The organism is Actinoplanes sp. NPDC049265 (assembly GCF_043197135.1).
GTDB lineage: Bacteria > Actinomycetota > Actinomycetes > Mycobacteriales > Micromonosporaceae > Actinoplanes.
In genome coordinates, this window is the sequence record NZ_JBICSP010000014.1 from 93895 (window position 1) to 112568 (window position 18674).

At 71.1% G+C, this 18674-nt stretch carries 16 protein-coding genes; 8 read left to right on the forward strand and 8 right to left on the reverse strand.

Annotated elements, in window-relative coordinates; all coding sequences use genetic code 11:
• Positions 1 to 231: 231 nt before the first annotated feature.
• The gene (locus ACGFIO_RS29565; protein WP_392830665.1) at positions 232 to 1209 is read right to left on the reverse strand and encodes a DUF5937 family protein; all 978 of its coding nucleotides are present in this window, start codon (positions 1207 to 1209) and stop codon (positions 232 to 234) included.
• A 58-nt stretch (positions 1210 to 1267) separates the two neighbouring features.
• Here ACGFIO_RS29565 and ACGFIO_RS29570 point away from each other — a divergent pair, with 58 nt between their 5' ends.
• A complete protein-coding gene (locus ACGFIO_RS29570; RefSeq protein ID WP_392830667.1) occupies positions 1268 to 2647 on the forward strand; it encodes an MFS transporter in 1380 nt (459 codons plus the stop codon).
• 220 nt (positions 2648 to 2867) lie between these two features.
• Here ACGFIO_RS29570 and ACGFIO_RS29575 read toward each other — a convergent pair whose 3' ends face one another.
• Entirely contained in the window at positions 2868 to 4619 is a 1752-nt protein-coding gene (locus ACGFIO_RS29575) for an alpha/beta hydrolase (RefSeq protein ID WP_392830668.1), read from the reverse strand.
• Between the two features lie 87 nt (positions 4620 to 4706).
• Positions 4707 to 5318 (reverse strand): TetR/AcrR family transcriptional regulator, encoded by a 612-nt coding sequence (locus ACGFIO_RS29580; protein ID WP_392830670.1) that lies wholly within the window; start codon positions 5316 to 5318, stop codon positions 4707 to 4709.
• A 76-nt stretch (positions 5319 to 5394) separates the two neighbouring features.
• Here ACGFIO_RS29580 and ACGFIO_RS29585 point away from each other — a divergent pair, with 76 nt between their 5' ends.
• Positions 5395 to 5862 carry a nitroreductase family deazaflavin-dependent oxidoreductase gene (locus ACGFIO_RS29585; protein ID WP_392830673.1) on the forward strand — a complete coding sequence of 156 codons (468 nt, stop codon included), beginning with the start codon at positions 5395 to 5397 and terminating at the stop codon, positions 5860 to 5862.
• Positions 5863 to 5907: 45 nt separating this feature from the next.
• On the opposite strand, the gene ACGFIO_RS29590 is transcribed toward ACGFIO_RS29585, so the two are convergent.
• Positions 5908 to 7890: a tachylectin-related carbohydrate-binding protein gene (locus tag ACGFIO_RS29590; protein ID WP_392830675.1), complete on the reverse strand. Its 1983-nt coding sequence runs from the start codon at positions 7888 to 7890 to the stop codon at positions 5908 to 5910.
• Between the two features lie 78 nt (positions 7891 to 7968).
• On the reverse strand, positions 7969 to 8904 hold the full coding sequence (locus ACGFIO_RS29595) for a LysR family transcriptional regulator (RefSeq protein ID WP_392831053.1): 936 nt from the start codon (positions 8902 to 8904) through the stop codon (positions 7969 to 7971).
• 81 nt (positions 8905 to 8985) lie between these two features.
• On the opposite strand from ACGFIO_RS29595, the gene ACGFIO_RS29600 reads away from it, so the two are divergent.
• From ACGFIO_RS29600 to ACGFIO_RS29610, 3 genes are read left to right on the forward strand one after another with little or no spacing between them, the layout of a single operon-like run.
• The gene (locus ACGFIO_RS29600; protein WP_392831055.1) at positions 8986 to 9690 is read left to right on the forward strand and encodes a succinate dehydrogenase cytochrome b subunit; all 705 of its coding nucleotides are present in this window, start codon (positions 8986 to 8988) and stop codon (positions 9688 to 9690) included.
• A 2-nt stretch (positions 9691 to 9692) separates the two neighbouring features.
• On the forward strand, positions 9693 to 11621 hold the full coding sequence (locus tag ACGFIO_RS29605; RefSeq protein ID WP_392830677.1) for a fumarate reductase/succinate dehydrogenase flavoprotein subunit: 1929 nt from the start codon (positions 9693 to 9695) through the stop codon (positions 11619 to 11621).
• Positions 11621 to 12364, forward strand: a complete 744-nt coding sequence (locus ACGFIO_RS29610; protein ID WP_392830680.1) for a succinate dehydrogenase/fumarate reductase iron-sulfur subunit — start codon at positions 11621 to 11623, stop codon at positions 12362 to 12364. Before ACGFIO_RS29605 ends, ACGFIO_RS29610 begins: the two co-directional genes overlap by 1 nt.
• 134 nt (positions 12365 to 12498) lie before the next feature.
• Here the strand turns inward: ACGFIO_RS29610 and ACGFIO_RS29615 are convergent, their stop codons facing one another.
• Entirely contained in the window at positions 12499 to 13059 is a 561-nt protein-coding gene (locus ACGFIO_RS29615; protein ID WP_392830683.1) for a TetR/AcrR family transcriptional regulator, read from the reverse strand.
• A gap of 28 nt (positions 13060 to 13087) precedes the next feature.
• Here ACGFIO_RS29615 and ACGFIO_RS29620 point away from each other — a divergent pair, with 28 nt between their 5' ends.
• The gene (locus ACGFIO_RS29620) at positions 13088 to 14467 is read left to right on the forward strand and encodes an FAD-dependent monooxygenase (RefSeq protein WP_392830686.1); all 1380 of its coding nucleotides are present in this window, start codon (positions 13088 to 13090) and stop codon (positions 14465 to 14467) included.
• Here ACGFIO_RS29620 and ACGFIO_RS29625 read toward each other — a convergent pair.
• Positions 14440 to 15099 (reverse strand): TetR/AcrR family transcriptional regulator, encoded by a 660-nt coding sequence (locus tag ACGFIO_RS29625; protein WP_392830688.1) that lies wholly within the window; start codon positions 15097 to 15099, stop codon positions 14440 to 14442. The genes ACGFIO_RS29620 and ACGFIO_RS29625 overlap by 28 nt on opposite strands.
• Before the next feature lie 102 nt (positions 15100 to 15201).
• Here ACGFIO_RS29625 and ACGFIO_RS29630 point away from each other — a divergent pair, with 102 nt between their 5' ends.
• Positions 15202 to 15981, forward strand: coding sequence for an SDR family NAD(P)-dependent oxidoreductase (locus ACGFIO_RS29630; RefSeq protein ID WP_392830691.1), 780 nt, complete (start codon positions 15202 to 15204; stop codon positions 15979 to 15981).
• Between the two features lie 239 nt (positions 15982 to 16220).
• Here the strand turns inward: ACGFIO_RS29630 and ACGFIO_RS29635 are convergent, their stop codons facing one another.
• Positions 16221 to 17882 carry a discoidin domain-containing protein gene (locus tag ACGFIO_RS29635; protein WP_392830693.1) on the reverse strand — a complete coding sequence of 554 codons (1662 nt, stop codon included), beginning with the start codon at positions 17880 to 17882 and terminating at the stop codon, positions 16221 to 16223.
• A 298-nt stretch (positions 17883 to 18180) separates the two neighbouring features.
• Here ACGFIO_RS29635 and ACGFIO_RS29640 point away from each other — a divergent pair, with 298 nt between their 5' ends.
• Entirely contained in the window at positions 18181 to 18645 is a 465-nt protein-coding gene (locus ACGFIO_RS29640; RefSeq protein WP_392830696.1) for a MarR family winged helix-turn-helix transcriptional regulator, read from the forward strand.
• The last annotated feature ends 29 nt before the right edge of the window (positions 18646 to 18674 follow it).

Consider the following 18674-nt stretch of genomic DNA (forward strand, 5'->3'; position numbering starts at 1 on the left):
CACCAGCCCCGCACGCCCAGCACCCTGGCCTACCACCCTCACCACCAGTGGTAGCCCCGAGCGGCATCTACGACCACAACACCGCCCTGGGCTACCACTGTTCGAGCCACGACGGCGCGTGGGCCGGGCGGGCGGCAGTCAGACTGGGCACGCAACCCGCCCGCCCGGCGACCCCCGCACGGCCCCATGGCGGGCTCGGGGGAACCTCCGCACCAGACATCGGGAGAGCGGTCAGGTTCGGGCGGACAGCAGGGAAAGACCCAGATCATTCGCCGCGTACGTGACCGAGCGCCCGGTTCGCGTGCGGTCGACCAGCCCGGCCCCGTGCAGCACGGACAGGTGCCCGCTGACCGTGCCGAGGCTCAGCCCCAGCTGCGCGACCAGTTGGCTGGTGGTGGCCGGGGCGGCCAGTGCCCGCAGCACCGAGGCGCGCCCGCCGCCGAGCAGCGGGCCGAGTGCGTCGTCGCGCGGCGGGGACGGCGGCCCGATCGTGTCGGCGACGCCGCGGGCGCGGTACACGATCGTGAACGGCTGCGGCGGCTTGTGCCGGACCACCAGCTCCCCGAAGACCGTGGGCACGAGCATCAGCCCCTGGCCGGCGACCTGGTAGGTGTCGCGGTCGGAGATGCCGAGCGTGATGCCGCCGCCGGCCCACGTCACCCGCGGGTGCAGCTGGTCGACGGCGGCGCCCCACCCGTAGGCGGCGAGCCGCCCGGCGCGCTGGACGATGTCCCGCTGGAGGACGGCGCGCAGCCGCGACCACTCCGGCTCGATCAGCTGCCGCCACACCGCTTCCATGGCGTCGGCCAGGCGGTCGACCACGTCCGGGCCGTCGAGGATCCGCTGGGTCTCGGCCGATGGACGCCGGTGCCCGTCGAGGGTGCAACCGATCTCGGTGCGGGCCAGCGCGGGCGGCGTGGCCCGCAGGCCGGCCAGCTCCTCGGCGAAGGTGCCGTGCGGCCCGACCGGCGGCGGCAGCAGGAAGTCGGCGTTGTATCCGCCCTTGCGGAACAGCGCGATGAGCGCGTTCACGTGCGGGTCGGTGTGGCGCAGCTCAGCCAGCCGGGGCCGGTGGCGTTCCACCCAGGGCCTCAGCACGCCGGCCGGGTCGATGCCGCTGAGCAGGCGCAGGCCCAGGTGCGTCTCGATCATCGGCGAGATCGCGTAGGAACACGAGGCGAGGTCGCTCTCGTCCAGCTTGATCAGCATGTTTCGGCCACGATCAAAACCTTAGACCTGATGGGTACGCGGTGCCGACAGTGTTCCCATGACGACCTACCGGCAGATCTTCGCCGTGGGCGAGTTCCGTGCCCTGCTCGGCGGCTTCGCCCTGATGCTGACCGGCGAGACCGTGAAGATGCTGGCCCTGGCCGTGCTGGTCTACGCCGGCACGGGTTCGCCGCTGCTGGCCGCGCTCGCCTACGTGGCCGGGTTCCTGCCCCAGGCCCTGGGCGGCACTCTGCTGCTGTCGCTGGCCGACCGCTGGCGGCCGCGGACGGTGCTGGTCGGCTACGACCTGCTGCGCCTGGCCGCGGGCGTGGTGCTGGCGGCGGGCTGGCTGCCGCCGCTCGGGATGATGCTGGTGGTGTTCCTGACCGGCGGCCTCGCCCCGATCGCGATGGCCGCCCGCACGGCCATCCTGCCCGACCTGCTGTCGGGCGACGAATTCGTACTCGGGCGTTCGCTGTTCACCCTGGTCTCGGCGGGAATGCAGGTAGTTGGCGCCGGTGTCGGCGGATTGCTGCTGGCGGTCACCGGCCCGACCGGCGCGTTGTGGCTGGCGGCGGCCTCTTGCGCCGCGTCCGCCCTGATGAGTCGCTTCGGCGTGCGCGACTGGCCGGTCCGCTCGGCCGACACGACGGTCCGGCCTCCCAGCGGGACGGGCGGGTCTCCCTCCGGGGCGGTTCGGGAGACGTGGCGGGTCAACCGGATGCTGCTGCGGGACGAGCGGATGCGGGGACTGTTGCTCGCCCACTGGGGTCCCGTGGTGCTGATGGTCGGGGCCGAAGGCGTGGTCGTCCCCTACGCCGCCGGGCTGGGACGGGAGTCGGCGTCGGGGGTTCTGCTGGCCGTGGCGGCCGGCGGGATGCTGGGCGGCGAGTTCCTGGTCGGCCGTTTCCTGCCGCCGCGGCGCCGGGAACAGCTCACGCCGTGGCTGGCCGTGCTGCTGGGCGTACCGTTGTTGATCTTCCTGGCGCGGCCGGGCGTGCTCGTGGCCGCGGTCGCCCTGGGCCTGGCCGCCGCCGGCATGTCCTACCACCTGGGTCTGGCCCGGCGGTTCCTGGAGGCGGCGCCCGAGGCCCACCGCGGTCAGGCGTTCGGGCTGCTCAACACCGGCATGATGACCTTCCAGGGGTTGACCATGGCCGGGGCGGGCGCCCTGGCCGAGGTCCTCGCCCCCGGCAGGGTGATGGCCGTCGCCGGCGTGGCGTCGCTGCTGGCCACGGCCGTGCTGTGGCCAAGGCTGGCGCCGGTTCAGTCCTCCATCTCGACGTCCGAGGCGTCCGAATCCGAGGCGTCCGAGTTCAAACCGTCGCTGTCCAAGGCATCGGTGTCCGAGGCGTCCGAATCCAAGCCGTCGCTGTCCAGGACATCGGTGTCCGAGGCGTCCGAGACGGAGGCGTCCGCATCCGAGTCGCTGCCGTAGCCGGAGGTGCTGCCCTTCTGATCGGCCGACGGCGCGTCGGCGGCCCGGCCCCGGCCCCGCATCTCGGGGTGTCCCTGAGCACCTTGCCGACACCGGCCTCGGACACCTCGCGCGGCCGGGCGAGTCGCGCCCGCTGCACGAGAGCGCGGGCCGCGGTGGCAGCGGCGTGACGCGAAGCGCCGGGAGCAGGCCCGATGATCGAGCCTGCTCCCGGCTCCCCTCACGGTGTGGGCGACGGCTGGCCGGTGTTCGGGTCGAGCTCCTGGTCGCGCAGCATCCGGTGGACCATCAGGTTGGCCCGGCGCACCTCGCCGGTCACCAGTCGCATGTGGATGGTCCCGCCCGGCCCGATCCGCCCACCGACGTCGTAGGCGCGGTCCTCGCCGGGCAGCGGCAGAGCGGGGCACGCGCTGTACTTGGCGGCGGGGATCGAGCCGTGCCGGAAGTAGCTGATCACCGGGTCGTCGACGCACGTGGTGAGGTACGGGAAGACGCCGTGGCTGCCCTCGTTGTCGACGCTGATCATGCGGGCACCGGGCAGGTAGCGGGCGGTGTCGTGAGCGCCCTCATAGGCGGTGGCCGCGTCCATCTCGCTCTGCACGACCATCACCTTGGGGAAGGTTCTCGGGTTGGGCAACGGCATCCGGTTGCGGGTCGGCCAGAACGCGCACGCGGGGTAGAGCGTGTCGTCGCCGTTGCGGCTGAGCGGGGCGATGAACGTGTAGTTGCGGTCCAGGTCGCGCTGGTTGAGCCGCCAGTGGGCGAGGCTCTGGTTCCACTGGCCGTCCTGGCAGCGGATCGCCTCGAAGACGGCGTTGGTCTGGCGGGTCTCCTGCTCGGCCCGGCTGCGCGCCTTGTTCAGGAACGTCCGCTCGACGCCGGTGGCGGGGGCCCGGTCGACCAGTTCGCGGAACGCGGCGACGGCGGCGTCCTCGGGGTCACCGCCGCCGATCTGCCCTTTGTCGGCGATGAAGCCCTGCAGGACCTCGGCGGCCAGCGGGTAGATCTCCTTGCTGTACATCGCCGGGATGATGATCAGGGCGGTGATCAGCTTGCCGTAGAGGCCGCGGTTGCCGCCGTACCGCTCGAACTGCCGGCGGATCGCCTGCGGGTCGGTGCCGAGGTGGTAGGTCGCATCGTGCCGCGCGACGTAGGGCAGGAACTGGTTCTGGAAGGCGCGGTCCCGGCTGCGGGTCTGCAGGTCCCAGGTCTTCTGCAGGGACGGTTCGGAGACGTCGGTGGAAGAATCCAGGAGCATCCGGTGTACGCGGCTCGGGAAGGTCGTGGCATACCAGGTGCCGAGCCAGGTGCCGTACGAGTAGCCGACGTAGCTGGTCTGCCGCTCGCCGAGCAGCGCGCGGAGGAAGTCCATGTCGTAGGCGGTCTGCTCGGTGGTGATGTACCGGGCCAGCGGGGTCATCGTCCGGCAGCCCGACACCACCGCCTTGGTCTGCACGTTCGGGTCGGTGTTGGCCGGGTCGATCTGGTACGAGCAGCTCAGCGGCGTGCTGGCGCCGACCCCGCGCGGGTCGAACCCGATGAAGTCGTACGACGCGGCCAGTTCCGGGGACCGGACCGCCATGGCCGCGCCCCAGGCGAGCCCGGAGCCGCCGGGGCCACCGGGGTTGACCAGCGCGATGCCTTGCCGATCGGCGCCGGGCCGGCTGGTCGCGGTCTTCGACACCCGAAGCGTGATGGTGTTGCCGTCCCGGGGGTGGTGCCAGTCGCGCGGCACGGTCACGGTCGCGCAGGCCAGGCCGGGTACGGCGTGCAGCAGTTGGTCGGTCTCGGGGTCGGTGCTCAGCTTCTCGCAGTTCTCCCAGCCGATCCGCTGGTGGATCAGGTCACCGGCGAGCTGGGCGGTGTCCGGTTCGGCCGGTCGGCGTGGCGCGGCCCCGGCCGGTGAGGCTGGGACGAGGCCGCCGAGCAGGACGACGGCCGACACGATGCACAACGATGCTTGGGAACGCATGCCCGTCAGCGTCGCGAGATTCCCGCCGGGAATCGACGGCCGATCGATGTATCTCGCTACGTCCGGAATGGCACGAAAGTGCCATCGTCACCGGTCCAGCAGGGCGTGCGTCAGTTGCCGGCCGATCCAGGCCGCCGCGTCCGGCAACGACCAGCCGAGGTCGTCGACGAGCGTGAAGAACGACGCGTTGCCGGTGTAGTACCAGAGGACGGCGGCGGCCCGGTCGGCGGTCAGGCCGGGTCGCAGCGCCTCCATGTCGGCGAGCCGGCGGGCGACGCCGGCCAGGCCGGCCCGGATCGCGGCGTCGGTCATGTCGAGGCTCTCCCGGACCGATGCCTCCTGGGGTGCGGCCGCGACGACCGCGCGCAGGAGGCCGGCCCACTGGTCGAAGCGCCGCTGCCGGGCCTCGACGAGCAGGGCGAGCAGCCGGTTGGGGTCGGGTTCGGCCTCGAGGTCCCGTTTGATGCCGGCGATCTGCTGGTCCGCCATGCCCGCCTGGAGCAGGTCCCGGAGCAGGCCGCTCTTGCCGCCGCCGACCGCGTAGACGGTGGCCGGGGACACCCGGGCGGCCGCGGCGATGTCGGCGACCTTGGTGTCGAAGTAGCCGTTGGTCACGAACAGGCGCCCGGCGGCGTCCCGGATCGCCTCGCGGGTGGCCTGGGCGTATTCGGCTTGCCGGCTGATCGGGCGTGCGGTCACGACGCCATCGTAGAGGCGGACGGTCTGGAGTTGGCTCTGTCGGCTAGAGTCGGCTCTGATCTGCCGAGGAGGATCTATGAATGACGACGCCGAAGACCTGTTGGATCGCGCTCAGGACGCGCCGACCGACAACGCGGTCGTGGAGGAACTGAACGTTCGGGTCATCGCCGAATTCCGGGCCAACGGCGGACAGGTGAGCGGCTGGCTGGCCGATTCGGACCTGTTGCTGCTGCATCACCGCGGCGCCCGGAGCGGCGTCGAGCGGGTCAGCCCGCTGGGCTACCTGCGGCACGAGGGCGCGCTCCTGGTCGTCGCGTCGCTCGGCGGCGCTCCCGTCAACCCGGCCTGGTTCCACAACATCCAGGCCAACCCGGACGTGACCATCGAGATCGGCGGCGAGACGGCGGCCATGACGGCGTCCGTGGTCTCGGCGGACGAGCGTGCGGTCCTCTGGCCGCTGATCACCGCCCGGTACCCGGGCCAGGCCGAGTATCAGACCAAGACCACCCGGATCCTGCCGGTCGTCCGCCTGACCAACCGCTGACCGGGCATCGGGCGCTCGCCGGGACGAGCGCCCGATGCCGGTCGGTTACGCCGGCGGGGCCGGGATGGTGTGCGGCGTGTAGGCCGGCGTCGCCGTCCGGGCGGCCTTGGCCGACACGTTGTCGCGCACGTAGACGCGGTGCCGGTCCTCCGGGCCGCGGAACACGATCAGGTACGAGTCGCCCGTTCCGTCGGCGAACTCGCTGATCGTGGGATTGGAGACGGCCGGGTCGGAGCGGTCGCCGCTCAGCCTGGTCCAGTCACCCCAGACACCCGAGCCGGCCGCGGTCTCGAAGACCCGGTAGACCTCGTTGTCCACGCCCCGGGCGACCACCATCAGGCGACCGGTCGGCGAGTCGAGCACCGCCGCCGGCGGGCCCGCGGCGGTGAACGAACCCAGCGGCGTCCACGTGCCGGGGAAGGTGCCGTTGGCCCCCTGCTGGACCAGGATCCGGCCGTCGGCCGCCCGGGCGAACACCCGCAGCGCCTGGGCCGGCAGCTTGACCACGGCCGGGGTGGCGGTGAAGCCGCTGCCGCCGAGCTCGGTCCAGGCCGAGACGGCGCCGTCGGCATAGGTGGCCGTGACCGGCGTGCCGTCCGCGTCCAGGGCGAAGATCGAGACCTTCCGGTCGGCCCCGGCCACCAGGGTCAGTTCCCCGGTCAGGCCGCTGCCACCGAGCTTGCGCCAGACGAGCAGGTCGTTGATCGAGGTGTCGTACCGGCGGTGCCACAGCGCGCCCGCGGCGTCCAGGCCGAACGCGGCCGTGGTGCCGTCGGAGAGACGGACCATCGCCGGCCGGCTCTTCAGCGCGCCGCCGAGGTCGACACCGGCCGTGAATGTCGTGCTCGGCGCGGCCTGCCGGGTGAACGACCAGGCGTCGCTGTCCGTGTTGTGCGCCATCAGCCGGACGTTCCCCTGCGGGTTGACCACGAGGGACGGACGGCCGGTGAAACCTTCGTCGCCGCCCGGCACGACCGACCACTGCACGTTGCCGAACACGTCCGGCTGGGGCTGGTAGCCGTGCCGGAGGCGGCCGATGCCGTCCGCGTACACGTACTCCAGCGCACCCAGCGCCGTGCCGGTCGCCGAGTCCTGGATCATCACCGTCGGGTTGTTCGGCTGGAGCGGCGCGGGCGGGCGGGCCGGCGTCTTGCGGTCGGTCAGCCGGCAGGTGTCGGTGAGGGCGTACACGTTGGCGAAGTTGTGCCAGTCGTTGCCCACGTCGACGCCGCCGAACACGAACCGGTTCTCGTCCTCGAGCCACCGGTAGTGGAACATGTCGCCGTCGGCCTGGATCCCGAAGAGCGTGTCGCCACCGGCCGAGAAGACCCCCAGCGGGAAGTTGTCCCAGCTCCCGGTCTGGATCCGCTGCTCCTCGACGATCCACCGCTGGCTGTTCGGCTCGAAGCGGCTGCGGTAGAGCTCACCGGCCGGCGTCCGGCTGTAGAGCACGCCCGGTCCGGCCGCCACGATGAGGTTGTACCGGGCCCAGCCGGTGTCGATGGTGCGGTTGATGACGAAGCCGTTCGCCGCGTCGTCGTAGCGGTACCAGCGAAGTTCACCGTTGCCGTCGATCAGGTAGATGTCACCGATCTCGTCCACCGTGATCTTGTCGCGGAAGGCCGCGGTCGCGTACTGGGTGAAGCCGGTGCTGATCTTCTTGTACTGGTTGCCGTCCGGGTTGGTGTCGAAGCTGGTGCCGTTCCACCGATAGCGCCAGAGGCCCTGGGAGTTGATGCCATAGATCTTGCCGCCCGGGCCGCCCAGCAGGCGGGGGTAGGTGTTGAAGCTGTGACCGGCCGGGACACGCGTGCCGAAAGCGCCCTGCGCGGTGCCGGGGTTGTTGAACGGGTACATGAGCTGGTCGCCGGAGGTCCGCTCGCCGAACACCGACGCCGAGCCGGAACAGGCGAACGTGTCGGCCGCCACCGCTCCACTCGCGACACTGCTGAGAGTGATCGGGGCGGTCAGACCGGCCACGGCGACCGCCGCCGCCAGTATCCGCCCACCGCTTTTGCCGCCAAACATACGTTTCCCCCACGGTTCGCCAACAATCCGTGCAGGACCGTATACGTAGGGTGTGACAAGTATCAATGCGTCGGAGCGTCAGGCTCCCGTGAGGACTGTCACGCCGGACGGGAGTGCGCCGGGCAGGGAAATATGGGTCAGCAGGACATCGCGGAGGGCGGCGGCCGCGTGCGGGAGGACGGCCCGGCGGCGGTGGGCCAGGGCGACCGTGCGGCGCAGGCCCGGCGCGGCCAGCGGGGTGGCGCGGAGCAGCGGACGGTTGGCCAGGACCATGCTCGGCACCAGGGCGACACCCAGGCCGGCCTCGACGAAGGCCAGCACGGCGTCCATCTCGCCGCCCTCGACCGCGAACCGGGGCGTGACACCGGCCTCGCGGCAGGCGGCCAGGGTGACCTCGCGCAGGTCGTAGCCGGGCCGGAACATCACCAGCGGGGTGTGCGCGAGTTCGGTCAGTTCGAGGTGCGGCGAGATGGTCGGCGGCGGACCGCTCCGCCGGGAGGCCACGACCAGGCTCTCGGTGAGGATCGGCTCGGCCCGCAGCGCCGGGTCGGCCCCCTGGCCGGGCTCGACCAGCAGGGCCAGGTCGAGGGTGTGTTCGAGCAGGCCGGCGCTGAGGTCGGGGGATCCGCCCTCGGTGACGTGCAGGCGGATGCCGGGGTGGGCTTCCCGGTACGTACGCAGGACCGCCGGCACCAGCGACGAACAGAGGCTGGGGGTGGCGCCCAGCCGTACCTCGCCCCGGCGCAGCCCGACGACGTCGCCCACCGCGCCCACCGCGGCGTCGGCGTCGGCCACCATCCGCTGGGCCATCGGCAGCAGCGTCTCGCCGGCCGCGGTGAGCGTGACCGCCCCGCGCACCCGGTCGAACAGCGGCGCGCCGAGCGACGCCTCCAGGGTGTGAACCTGCTTACTCAGGGTCGGCTGCGTCACACCCAGAAGATCAGCCGCTTGAGTGAAATGCCGGGTTTCTACCACTGCGAGGAAGTAACGCAGCTGTTGCAACTGCATCTGGATAGCCTCCGTCTATGAAAACCTCCCCCATCATGCATTGGACGCATGGCTGACGGGAGACCTACCGTCCGGGTCGTGGCGGTAATGACGAAAGCGCCGGCTCGAAAGCGGACCCCGGTCCCCGCGGCGCGCAGCACGGTCTCGCTGAAGCTCCTCATGGCGGTGACCGGCATTCTGCTGGTCCTGTTCCTGTTCGCGCACATGGCCGGCAACCTCAAGATCTTCGTTGGGCCGGCCAACTTCGACCACTACGCGGCCTGGCTGCGCACGCTCGGCGCCCCGGCCCTGCCGGACACCTGGTTCCTGTGGATCCAGCGGGCAGCACTGACGGTCGCGCTGATCGGGCACGTCACCGCCGCCGTGATCCTGGCCCGGCGCGCCCGCCGGGCCAGGCCCGTCCGGTACGCCCACCGTCCCAAGGTCCAGGGCTCCTACGCGGCCCGGACCATGCGCTGGGGCGGAGTCATCATCCTGCTCTTCGTCATCTGGCACATCCTCGACCTGACCGTCGGCGTGGTGAACCCGGCCGGCGGCGACAGCGAGCCGTCCGAGCGGGTGATCGCCGGCTTCGCGCCCGACCGGTGGTACGTGACGCTGTTCTACGTGCTGGCCGTCGTGGCGGTCGGATTCCACCTGCGGCACGGGCTGTTCAGCGCCGTGCGTACCCTCGGCCAGCGCTCCCCCCGCGGTGAGCGACGCGCCCGGCAGGCCGCGCTGGCCCTCTCCACCGTCCTGGTCATCGGCTATCTGTCGGTGCCCTTTGCCGTCCTCACGGGATTGGTGAAATAGCCATGGATCTCTGGCAGACCGGCGACCCCATTCGCGACCAGGCCGCCCCGGACGGGCCGATCGAGACCCGCTGGGAGCGGCGGCGGTTCTCGGCCAAGCTGGTCAACCCGGCCAACCGCCGCAAACTGTCGGTGATCGTGGTCGGCACCGGGCTGGCCGGTGGATCGGCCGCCGCCACGCTGGCCGAGGCCGGCTACCGGGTGCGGTCGTACTGCTATCAGGACAGCCCGCGGCGGGCGCATTCGATCGCGGCGCAGGGCGGCATCAACGCGGCCAAGAACTACCGCAACGACGGCGACTCGGTCTACCGGCTGTTCTACGACACCGTGAAGGGCGGCGACTTCCGGGCCCGCGAGTCCAACGTGTACCGGCTGGCCGAGGTGTCGGTGAACATCATCGACCAGTGCGTGGCCCAGGGTGTGCCGTTCGCCCGCGAGTACGGCGGACTGCTGGACAACCGGTCGTTCGGTGGCACGCAGGTGTCCCGCACGTTCTACGCCCGGGGGCAGACCGGACAGCAGCTGCTGCTCGGGGCCTACCAGGCGATGGAACGGCAGATCGCGGCCGGCAACATCGAGATGCACAGCCGGCACGAGATGCTCGAGCTGATCGTGGTCGACGGCCGGGCCCGTGGCATCGTGGTCCGCGACCTGGTCACCGGCGAGATCACCACCGACCTGGCCGACGCCGTCGTGCTGGCCTCGGGCGGGTACGGCAACGTCTTCTTCCTGTCCACCAACGCCAAGGGCTGCAACGTGACGGCGACCTGGCGGGCCCACCGCAAAGGCGCGCTGTTCGCCAACCCGTGCTACACGCAGATCCACCCGACGTGCATCCCGGAGTCGGGCACCCACCAGTCCAAGCTGACGCTGATGAGCGAGTCGCTCCGCAACGACGGCCGGGTCTGGGTCCCCCTGGCCGCCGCGGACAAGCGTGCGCCCGGGGACATCCCGGAGGACGAGCGCGACTACTACCTGGAGCGGATCTACCCGTCCTTCGGCAACCTGGTCCCCCGCGACATCGCGTCGCGCGCGGCCAAGAACGTGTGCGACGAGGGCCGCGGCGTCGGGCCCGGCGGTCTCGGGGTCTACCTGGACTTCGCCGACGCGATCGAGCGGCTCGGCCGGGACGCGGTGGAGGCCAAGTACGGCAACCTGTTCGAGATGTACCAGCGGATCACCGGCGAGGATCCGTACGAGGTGCCGATGCGTATCTACCCGGCCGTGCACTACACGATGGGCGGGCTCTGGGTCGACTACGACCTGCAGTCCACGATCCCGGGCTTGTTCGTGATCGGCGAGGCCAACTTCTCCGACCACGGAGCCAACCGGCTCGGCGCCTCGGCGCTCATGCAGGGGCTGGCCGACGGCTACTTCGTGCTGCCCAACACGATCAACAACTATCTTGCCGGCGGTCCGTTCCCCGATATTTCGGACAGCCCCGAGGTGACGGCGGCGACCGAGGCGGTGCAAGACCGCGTGGCCAAGCTGCTGAAAGTCGACGGGGACCGGACAGTCGACTCGTTCCACCGCGAACTCGGCCACATCATGTGGGAGTACTGCGGCATGGAACGGACCGAGGAAGGCCTGACCAAGGCGATCGGCCTGATCCGCGGCCTGCGCGACGAATTCTGGACCCGGGTCAAGGTGCCCGGCACCGGCGAGCAGCTCAACCAGAACCTGGAGAAGGCCGGCCGGGTCGCCGACTTCTTCGAGCTGGCCGAGCTGATGTGCATCGACGCGCTGCACCGCAACGAGTCGGCCGGCGGGCACTTCCGGGCCGAGTCGCAGACCTCCGACGGCGAGGCGCTGCGCCACGACGACGAGTTCTCGTACGTCGCGGCCTGGGAGTTCGGCGGCGACGTACCGACTCTCCACAAGGAAGACCTCAACTTCGAGTACGTCCACCCGAGCACGCGGAGCTACAAGTAATGGACATCCAGGTTCGCGTCTGGCGCCAGAGTGGCCCTTCCGACAAGGGCCGCATGGTCAGCTACGACGTCAAGGACATCTCCCCCGACGCGTCGTTCCTGGAGATGCTCGACGTACTCAACGAGAAACTGATCCTCGACGGCGATGACCCGGTCGCCTTCGACCACGACTGTCGCGAGGGCATCTGCGGCATGTGCGGCATGATGATCAACGGCGTGGCGCACGGCCCCGAGCGGGCCACCACCACCTGCCAGCTGCACATGCGCCACTTCAACGACGGCGACGTGATCGACGTCGAGCCGTGGCGGGCCGCCGCCTTCCCCGTGGTCAAGGACCTGGTCGTCAACCGCGGCGCCTTCGACTCGATCATCCAGGCCGGCGGCTACATCTCGGCACCGACCGGCACCGCCCCCGACGCGCACGCGACCCCGGTGCCGAAGGCCGACGCCGACGCCGCCTTCGAGGCCGCCACCTGCATCGGCTGCGGCGCCTGCGTGGCTGCCTGCCCGAACGGCTCCAGCATGCTGTTCACCGCGGCCAAGGTCGCCCACCTGGGCCTGCTCCCCCAGGGCCAGCCCGAACGCGACACCCGCGTGATCGACATGGTCGCGGCCCAGGACGAGGCCGGCTTCGGCGGCTGCACCAACGCCGGCGAGTGCACCACGGTCTGCCCCAAGGGCATTCCGCTGACCCTGATCGGCCGCCTCAACGCCGACTACCGCAACGCCCTCCGCAACCGCTGACCCACCAACCTTTCGAGTGGTAGCCCCGGGCGGCATCCACGTCCGCGACACCGCCCTGCTCTACCACTGCCCTTTCGAGTGGTAGAGCAGGGCGGTTTCCCGGGGCACGACACCGGCCTGCGCTACCACTGTGGTCAGTCCTTTCCGCCGATCGCCGCGTAGACGAAGTCGGTGAGGGTGTCGACGACCTCGTCGCCGCCCTCCCAGGTGGCGATGAAGCCCTGCAGCAGCGTGGTGACCATCCGGGCCGTGGTCAGCGGATCGCTGGTGAGCGGCAGCCCGGCCAGATGGTCGGCGATGTGCCGCAGGTCGGGCTCGGTCATCGCCTGAGACCGGCGCGCGAACGCCTCGTCGACCGCGGCCGCCTGCTGCAGCGCCACCATGACCGTGCGGTGCCGCCGGAAGAAGCCCCAGTACGACGCGACGTGCCAACGGACCGCGCCCCGGTCGCGGAAGTCGTCACTGTGCCCGGGCGCCGCCAGTACGTCGGCGTCGGTCTCGGCCAGCAGGTCGGCCAACAGCGCCTCGAGCAGCGCCTCCTTGTTGGCGAAGTGCGTGTAGAACGAGCCCGCCGCCCGTCCGGCCTCAGCCGTGATGTCGGTGATCTTGGTGTTCAGGTAGCCGAGGCGGGCGAAGGCTCGCACCGCCGCCGCTTTCAGCTCCACCCCGGTCTGGGCCGCCTGCTCCTTGCGCACGGGTTCGATCCTACCGTACGGTGAATCCATGTTCACTGAATCCGCATTCACTGAATCTTCCGTCACCATTGTCGGGGCGGGTCCGACCGGACTCACTCTGGCGATCGAACTGCTTCGTCGCGGCGTACCCCATCGGATCTTCGAAGCCCTGCCCGCGCCCTTCGCCGGCTCGCGCGGCAAGGGCCTGCAACCGCGCACCCTCGACGTGCTCGACGACCTCGGCGTGCTCGACCGCTTCCTGGCCCACGGCTGCGAATACCCGGCGATGCTGGCCCACCTCCCCGACGGCGGGACGCGCGAGTGGCGGATGGCCGAGCTGCAGGCGCCGACACCCGAGGCGCCCCGGCCCAACGGGCTGATGATCCCGCAGTGGCGCACCGGGCAACTGCTGCTGGAACGGCTGACCGAGCTGGGCGGCCGGGTCGAGTTCGGCTCCCCGGTGACCGCTCTGGAAGACACCACGATCACGCTGGGTACGGGTGAGAAGGTGCACGCCGGCTACGTGGTCGGCTGTGACGGCGGGCGCAGCACCATCCGCAAACTGCTCGGTGCGACCTTCGAGGGCGAGACGTCCGACTCCGAGCGGATGCTGATCGCCGACGTGCGACTGTCCGGACTGGACCGCGAGTTCTGGCACGTGTGGCCGGCCGGTCAGCACTTCCGCCTCAGCGTGTGCCCGCTGCCCGGCACCGACGACTACCAGCTGTTCGCTCCCGACGCGACCGTCGACCAGCTCGAATCCCTGCTCCCGCCCGGCGTCACGCTGGAGCACGTCGGCTGGACGTCGGAGTACCGCCCCAACGTGCGGATGGTGTCGAAGTTCCGGCACGGCAACGTCTTCCTGGCCGGCGACGCCGCGCACGTGCACCCGCCGACCGGCGCGCAGGGCCTCAACACCGGCATCCAGGACGCGTACAACCTGGGGTGGAAACTGGCCACCGGCGACTCGGCGCTGCTGGACACGTACGAGGCCGAACGCCTGCCCGTCGCCGCCGGCGTGCTCGGCATCAGCACCCGGCTGCACCGCTCGAAGTCGACCGACCGCGACGACCCGGCGCTGCGGCAGCTGTCACTGTCCTATCGGGAGGGTCCGCTGGCCGGCCCCACGCTGCCCGGCCCGGTGCAGGCCGGCGACCGGGCCCCCGACGCGCCGTGCGGTTCGCTGCGGGTCTTCGACGCGTTCCGCGGCCCGCACGCGACGGTGCTGGCCTTCGACGTTCCCGACGCCGCCCTGCCGGCCGACACGCGTGACCGGCACGTCCGCCGGGTCGTGCGGCCCGACGCCCCCGCCGGTCCGCGCGCGCTGGTCGACGTGGCCGGGCACGCCCACCGGGTCTACGGCGCCACGTCGCCGCGCCTGTTCGAGATCCGGCCGGACGGCTACGTCCGCAGCGTGACCAGCGCCTGAGCGTCGCCGCCGAGCGCGCCGATCACGGTCCGGACGGTCAGGTCGGTGCGCGCGCCGACCTCATCGCCGGCTTTGTCGCCGCCCACCTCCGGAGCGCCGGCTTCTTCGCCGGCCGGGCCCGGGGTGGCGGCCTTCTCACCGGCCAGGTCCGGGGCGGCGGCGGCGAGCCGGTCCACCTCGCACAGCACGGCCAGATAGATCCGGCGACTCCACTCCGGCGCCGCGGCGGTGATCACCCCGGCGGCGCGCAGTCGCTCGAACAGCCGGTCCAGCCCCCGCTCGACCGCCGGACTGAGCGTCGGGAGGGCGGTCACCGGGTCCGAGGCGGCGTTTATCGCGAACCGGTGGCTGATCTTGAGCTCGAAGACCGTCTCGGTCAGCCGGTGCAGGGCGACCAGTGGCGGCGCCGTCTCCACCCGGGCCTGCCGGATCGCCTCCAGATAGCGCTCGTTGAGCTGCACGGTCAAAGCCTCGACGAGCGCTTTCCGGGACGCGAAGCGCCGGTGCACGGTGGCCCGGGCCAGCCCCGCCGCGTCGGCGACGCGTTCCAGCGAGGCGTTCACATCCTCGGCCAGCACCGCCTCGGCCGCCTCCAGGATCCGCGCCGTGCTGCGTTCCGCGTCCGCCCTCACTGCACCCTCCATGCGTCACCGCACACTCTACTAGGCCAGCAAATGAGACTTGTGTGACTCATTTGTTGACCGTACTACGACTTACGTGATGCACTTTCTCTCATGGATCTCAAACTCGCCGGCAAGCGCGTCCTCGTCACCGGGGGCAGCAAGGGCATCGGCCTCGCCACCGTCCGCGCCTTCCTCGCCGAGGGGGCCGACGTCGTCGCCGTGTCCCGCACCAAGACCCCCGAACTGGAGGCCACCGGCGCCACCTTCATCGCCGCCGACCTGGCCGAGCCCGACGCTCCCGCCCGCGCCGTCCTGGCCTCCGGCCCGCGGCTGGACGTGCTGGTCAACAACGCCGGCGGCGGAACGATGCCGGACGGCGCGTTCGACGACCCGCTGGACGGCGACGACCAGGCCTGGGCGTACGCCTTCGGCCTCAACCTGGACTCCGCCATCCGCACCACCCGCGCCGCCCTGCCCGCTCTGCTCGCCGCACGCGGCGCCGTCATCAACATCGGCTCCACGGCGGCCCGCGACCCCCGCGGCGGCCCGATGCCCTACGCGGCGGCGAAGGCGGCCCTCACCGCGTTCACCCGGGGCCTGGCCGAGAAGTACGCCGGCGCCGGCCTCCGCGTCAACGTCGTCACGCCCGGCCCCACCCGTACCGACGTCTTCGAGAGCAAGGAGGGCTTCATCGCCCAGGTCGCCGACCACCTGGGCCTGGACCACGCGGCCGTGGTCGAGGCTTTCCCCCGCCAGAACGGCATGCTCGTCGACGCGATCATCGAACCGGCCGAGATCGCCCGCGCCATCGTCCTGCTCGCGTCCCCCACCATGCCCAGCGTGATCGGCGCCAACTGGATCATCGACGGCGGCACCCTCAAGGCCGCCTGACCCAGATCAAAATCAAGATCAGAATGTCGTAGCCGGGTGGGTGGTACAGACCGCAGCTCCCGCCGAGGTCGCTCCGCTCCACCTGCGTGCGTGGTCACCCCAGACCCCGCCCAGGGCTACCACTGGCGGGAGCAGCGGTCGGCAGGAGCGGGGTCCGGCCGCCCGATACCGCCCAGGGCTACCGCTGGCAGCAGAGGTGGGACCGGCGTGGACCTCTGGGCCGCCGGTGGGGTGGCGGCTCAGGAGGCGTGGACCTCGAGGGCGGAGAGTTGGGCGGCCGGCCAGCCCGTGTTGGCGGTGACGGTGACCCGGATGTGACGGGCCGACGACGGCGGGCAGGTGATTGCCACAGTGTTGGCGGAGGACGGGTCGAAGGTGCGGGGGGCGGATCCGGCGAGCGTCGCGAAGGATGTGCCGTCGGTGCTGCCGGCGACGGCGAGCGTCTGGATGCGCGCACCCCAGGCGGGCGGCAGCTTGAGCACCACCCGCGCGACCGTGCGCGCCGCGCCCAGATCGACCTGGATCCATTGGGGGAAGGCGTTGTTCGTGCTCTCCCAATAGGACGCGCCGTCGCCGTCGACCGCGTTGGCGGGGACGTAAGCCTGAGTGTGGCCGCTGGCCGAGGTGGGGCGGCCGCGAGCCAGGTCGCCGGTCGGCGGCGGCGGGGTGCCGGTGGTCGGTGGGGTCGGGCGCACGGGAGTGAGGGGGATCTGCCCCTTGAGCATGCGGCCGCCGTCGGTGGTGATCCGCAGGTAGTAGTCGGCCGAGCAGGAGGTGCCGTCCTCGTCGAGGGCGCGGATGCCGCTGCCGGCGGGGACGGAGGCGGCGGTTTCGGCGGTCTTCGCGATCTGGTTGCCCTCGTTGTATTCGTCGAACATGGACACGTAGAGGCCCTGGGCGCCCAGCCGCACCATGTTGTAGATGCTGCGCCAGTAGAAGTCGCCGTGCCGGCGGGCGCCGGAGGACAGGTCGCCGGGCAGGACACAGGGCTGGTAGTCGATGCCGTGTGCGTCGCAGTCGACCTGGTCGGCGGTGTTGACGTTGGTGTAGAACCAGTCGAGCCCGTCCAGGGTGCCGGTGCGCCCGACCATCCACGGCGAGATCATGTGGAACGCGTGGTAGACGTCGAGGAATCCGGCCCGGCTGTCGTTCTTGCCCTCCCGCCAATAGGTGGGCACACCCCCAATCACGTAGAGGCCGAGCGCCTCAAGCCGGTTGATCACGTCGAGGCAGGCGGCCGGCGTGAACGGGCGGCCGTCGTCGTTGAAGCCGAAGCCCCACACGCAGACGACCGGTTTGCCGTTCTGCCGGGCGTAGGCGGGCGACGAGGCATGCGCCGACATCTTGGTGACCCAGTCGTTGACCAGCTCGGACCGCATGTTGGTCCAGCCCGTCACGTCGTACATGACATAGAACTTGCGACCGGTCGCCTCGGCCGCCGCACGCACCTTGACCGCCATGGCGTCGCGGGTGGGGCCCTCGTCGCCGACCGGGTTGAACCGCTGCAGGGCGGCGGTGTCGATGCCGTAGGTCTGCATCCAGCGGAAGTGCGTGTCGACCACCTGCTGGTCGTACGAGGAGAACAGGGTCGCGGGCCGCCCGTCGCCGAGGTTGGGGTACGCCGTGGGATAGACGTGGGCGTAGTCCCGGGTGTCCGGCCAGGACACGATGGTCGTGTTGCCGGGCGACGGCGGCTGGAACCGGTCGCGGCTCCAGTGCCACCATCCGCCGATCGGCGCGCCGTCTCCGGGGCAGGCGAACCATCCCTGATAACCGACGCTGATCTTGCCGACCACGTCGCCCGGCGGCGAGGCGGCGCGGGCCGGTGCCAGGTCGGTGAGCAGGCCGGCGACGGGGGCGAGGGTGGCTGCGGAGAGGACGGTACGGCGGGAGACGGCCATGGCGAAACTCCAGCGATCCGGGTGCGGGGATGGTGGGGATGAGCCGGATCGACAACCATCATTACAATCCCGTCACCTGCCCGCAATACTTGGACTGTTCACTGCAAAAATTGGCGCCTCTCGCCGGAAAACCACCGCAGGCCGAGCAGGCCGCACCGCACCGCACCGCACACGATGATCGCCAGCCCGAGGACGACCGGCGCCCCAGCCGCACCAGGGCCGCGCCCAGCGGATCGGTCAGCGCGAACGCCCAGTCGGGATTATCTACAAGGAGATAATCCCGCGATAGACTCACCGGATGGCCACCAACGCCCCCGAACGCACCGAACGCGACATCACCGGCCTGCTCAACATCGCCGGCCACGCCATGGCCAACCGGCTGGCCGCAGCCCTGGACGAGATCGACCTGACCCCCCGCGTGCAATGCGTCCTGATTCACGCCCTGGAGGCCGACCGGACCCAGATCCAGCTGGCCGCCCTGGCCGACCTGGACAAGACCACCATGGTCACGACCATCGACGAGATGGAACGCCGTGGGCTGGCCGAGCGCCGGCAGTCGGCCACCGACCGTCGCGCCCGGATCATCGCCGTGACCGATCGTGGCCGGGCCGCAGCCGCAGAGGGTCAGCGCATCGTCGACGCCGTACACGCCGAGGCCCTATCCGCCCTCTCCCCCGCGTCCCGCAAGGCCTTCCTGGAGGCTCTGTGCACGCTGGCCGACAACCGGGACACCGGTCCGGTACGCCGGGCCCGCGGCAGATAGGTGACTACTGGATAGTCCACTACCGGATC

Coding starts and splice junctions, on each gene's coding strand:
- ACGFIO_RS29620 (WP_392830686.1), top strand. CDS start 13,088: ATGTTCACTGAATCCGCATTCACTGAATCTTCCGTCACCATTGTCGGG.
- ACGFIO_RS29630 (WP_392830691.1), top strand. CDS start 15,202: ATGGATCTCAAACTCGCCGGCAAGCGCGTCCTCGTCACCGGGGGCAGC.
- ACGFIO_RS29640 (WP_392830696.1), top strand. CDS start 18,181: ATGGCCACCAACGCCCCCGAACGCACCGAACGCGACATCACCGGCCTG.
- ACGFIO_RS29565 (WP_392830665.1), bottom strand. CDS start 1,209: ATGCTGATCAAGCTGGACGAGAGCGACCTCGCCTCGTGTTCCTACGCG.
- ACGFIO_RS29600 (WP_392831055.1), top strand. CDS start 8,986: ATGACGAAAGCGCCGGCTCGAAAGCGGACCCCGGTCCCCGCGGCGCGC.
- ACGFIO_RS29605 (WP_392830677.1), top strand. CDS start 9,693: ATGGATCTCTGGCAGACCGGCGACCCCATTCGCGACCAGGCCGCCCCG.
- ACGFIO_RS29570 (WP_392830667.1), top strand. CDS start 1,268: ATGACGACCTACCGGCAGATCTTCGCCGTGGGCGAGTTCCGTGCCCTG.
- ACGFIO_RS29635 (WP_392830693.1), bottom strand. CDS start 17,882: ATGGCCGTCTCCCGCCGTACCGTCCTCTCCGCAGCCACCCTCGCCCCC.
- ACGFIO_RS29610 (WP_392830680.1), top strand. CDS start 11,621: ATGGACATCCAGGTTCGCGTCTGGCGCCAGAGTGGCCCTTCCGACAAG.
- ACGFIO_RS29575 (WP_392830668.1), bottom strand. CDS start 4,619: ATGCGTTCCCAAGCATCGTTGTGCATCGTGTCGGCCGTCGTCCTGCTC.
- ACGFIO_RS29585 (WP_392830673.1), top strand. CDS start 5,395: ATGAATGACGACGCCGAAGACCTGTTGGATCGCGCTCAGGACGCGCCG.
- ACGFIO_RS29590 (WP_392830675.1), bottom strand. CDS start 7,890: ATGTTTGGCGGCAAAAGCGGTGGGCGGATACTGGCGGCGGCGGTCGCC.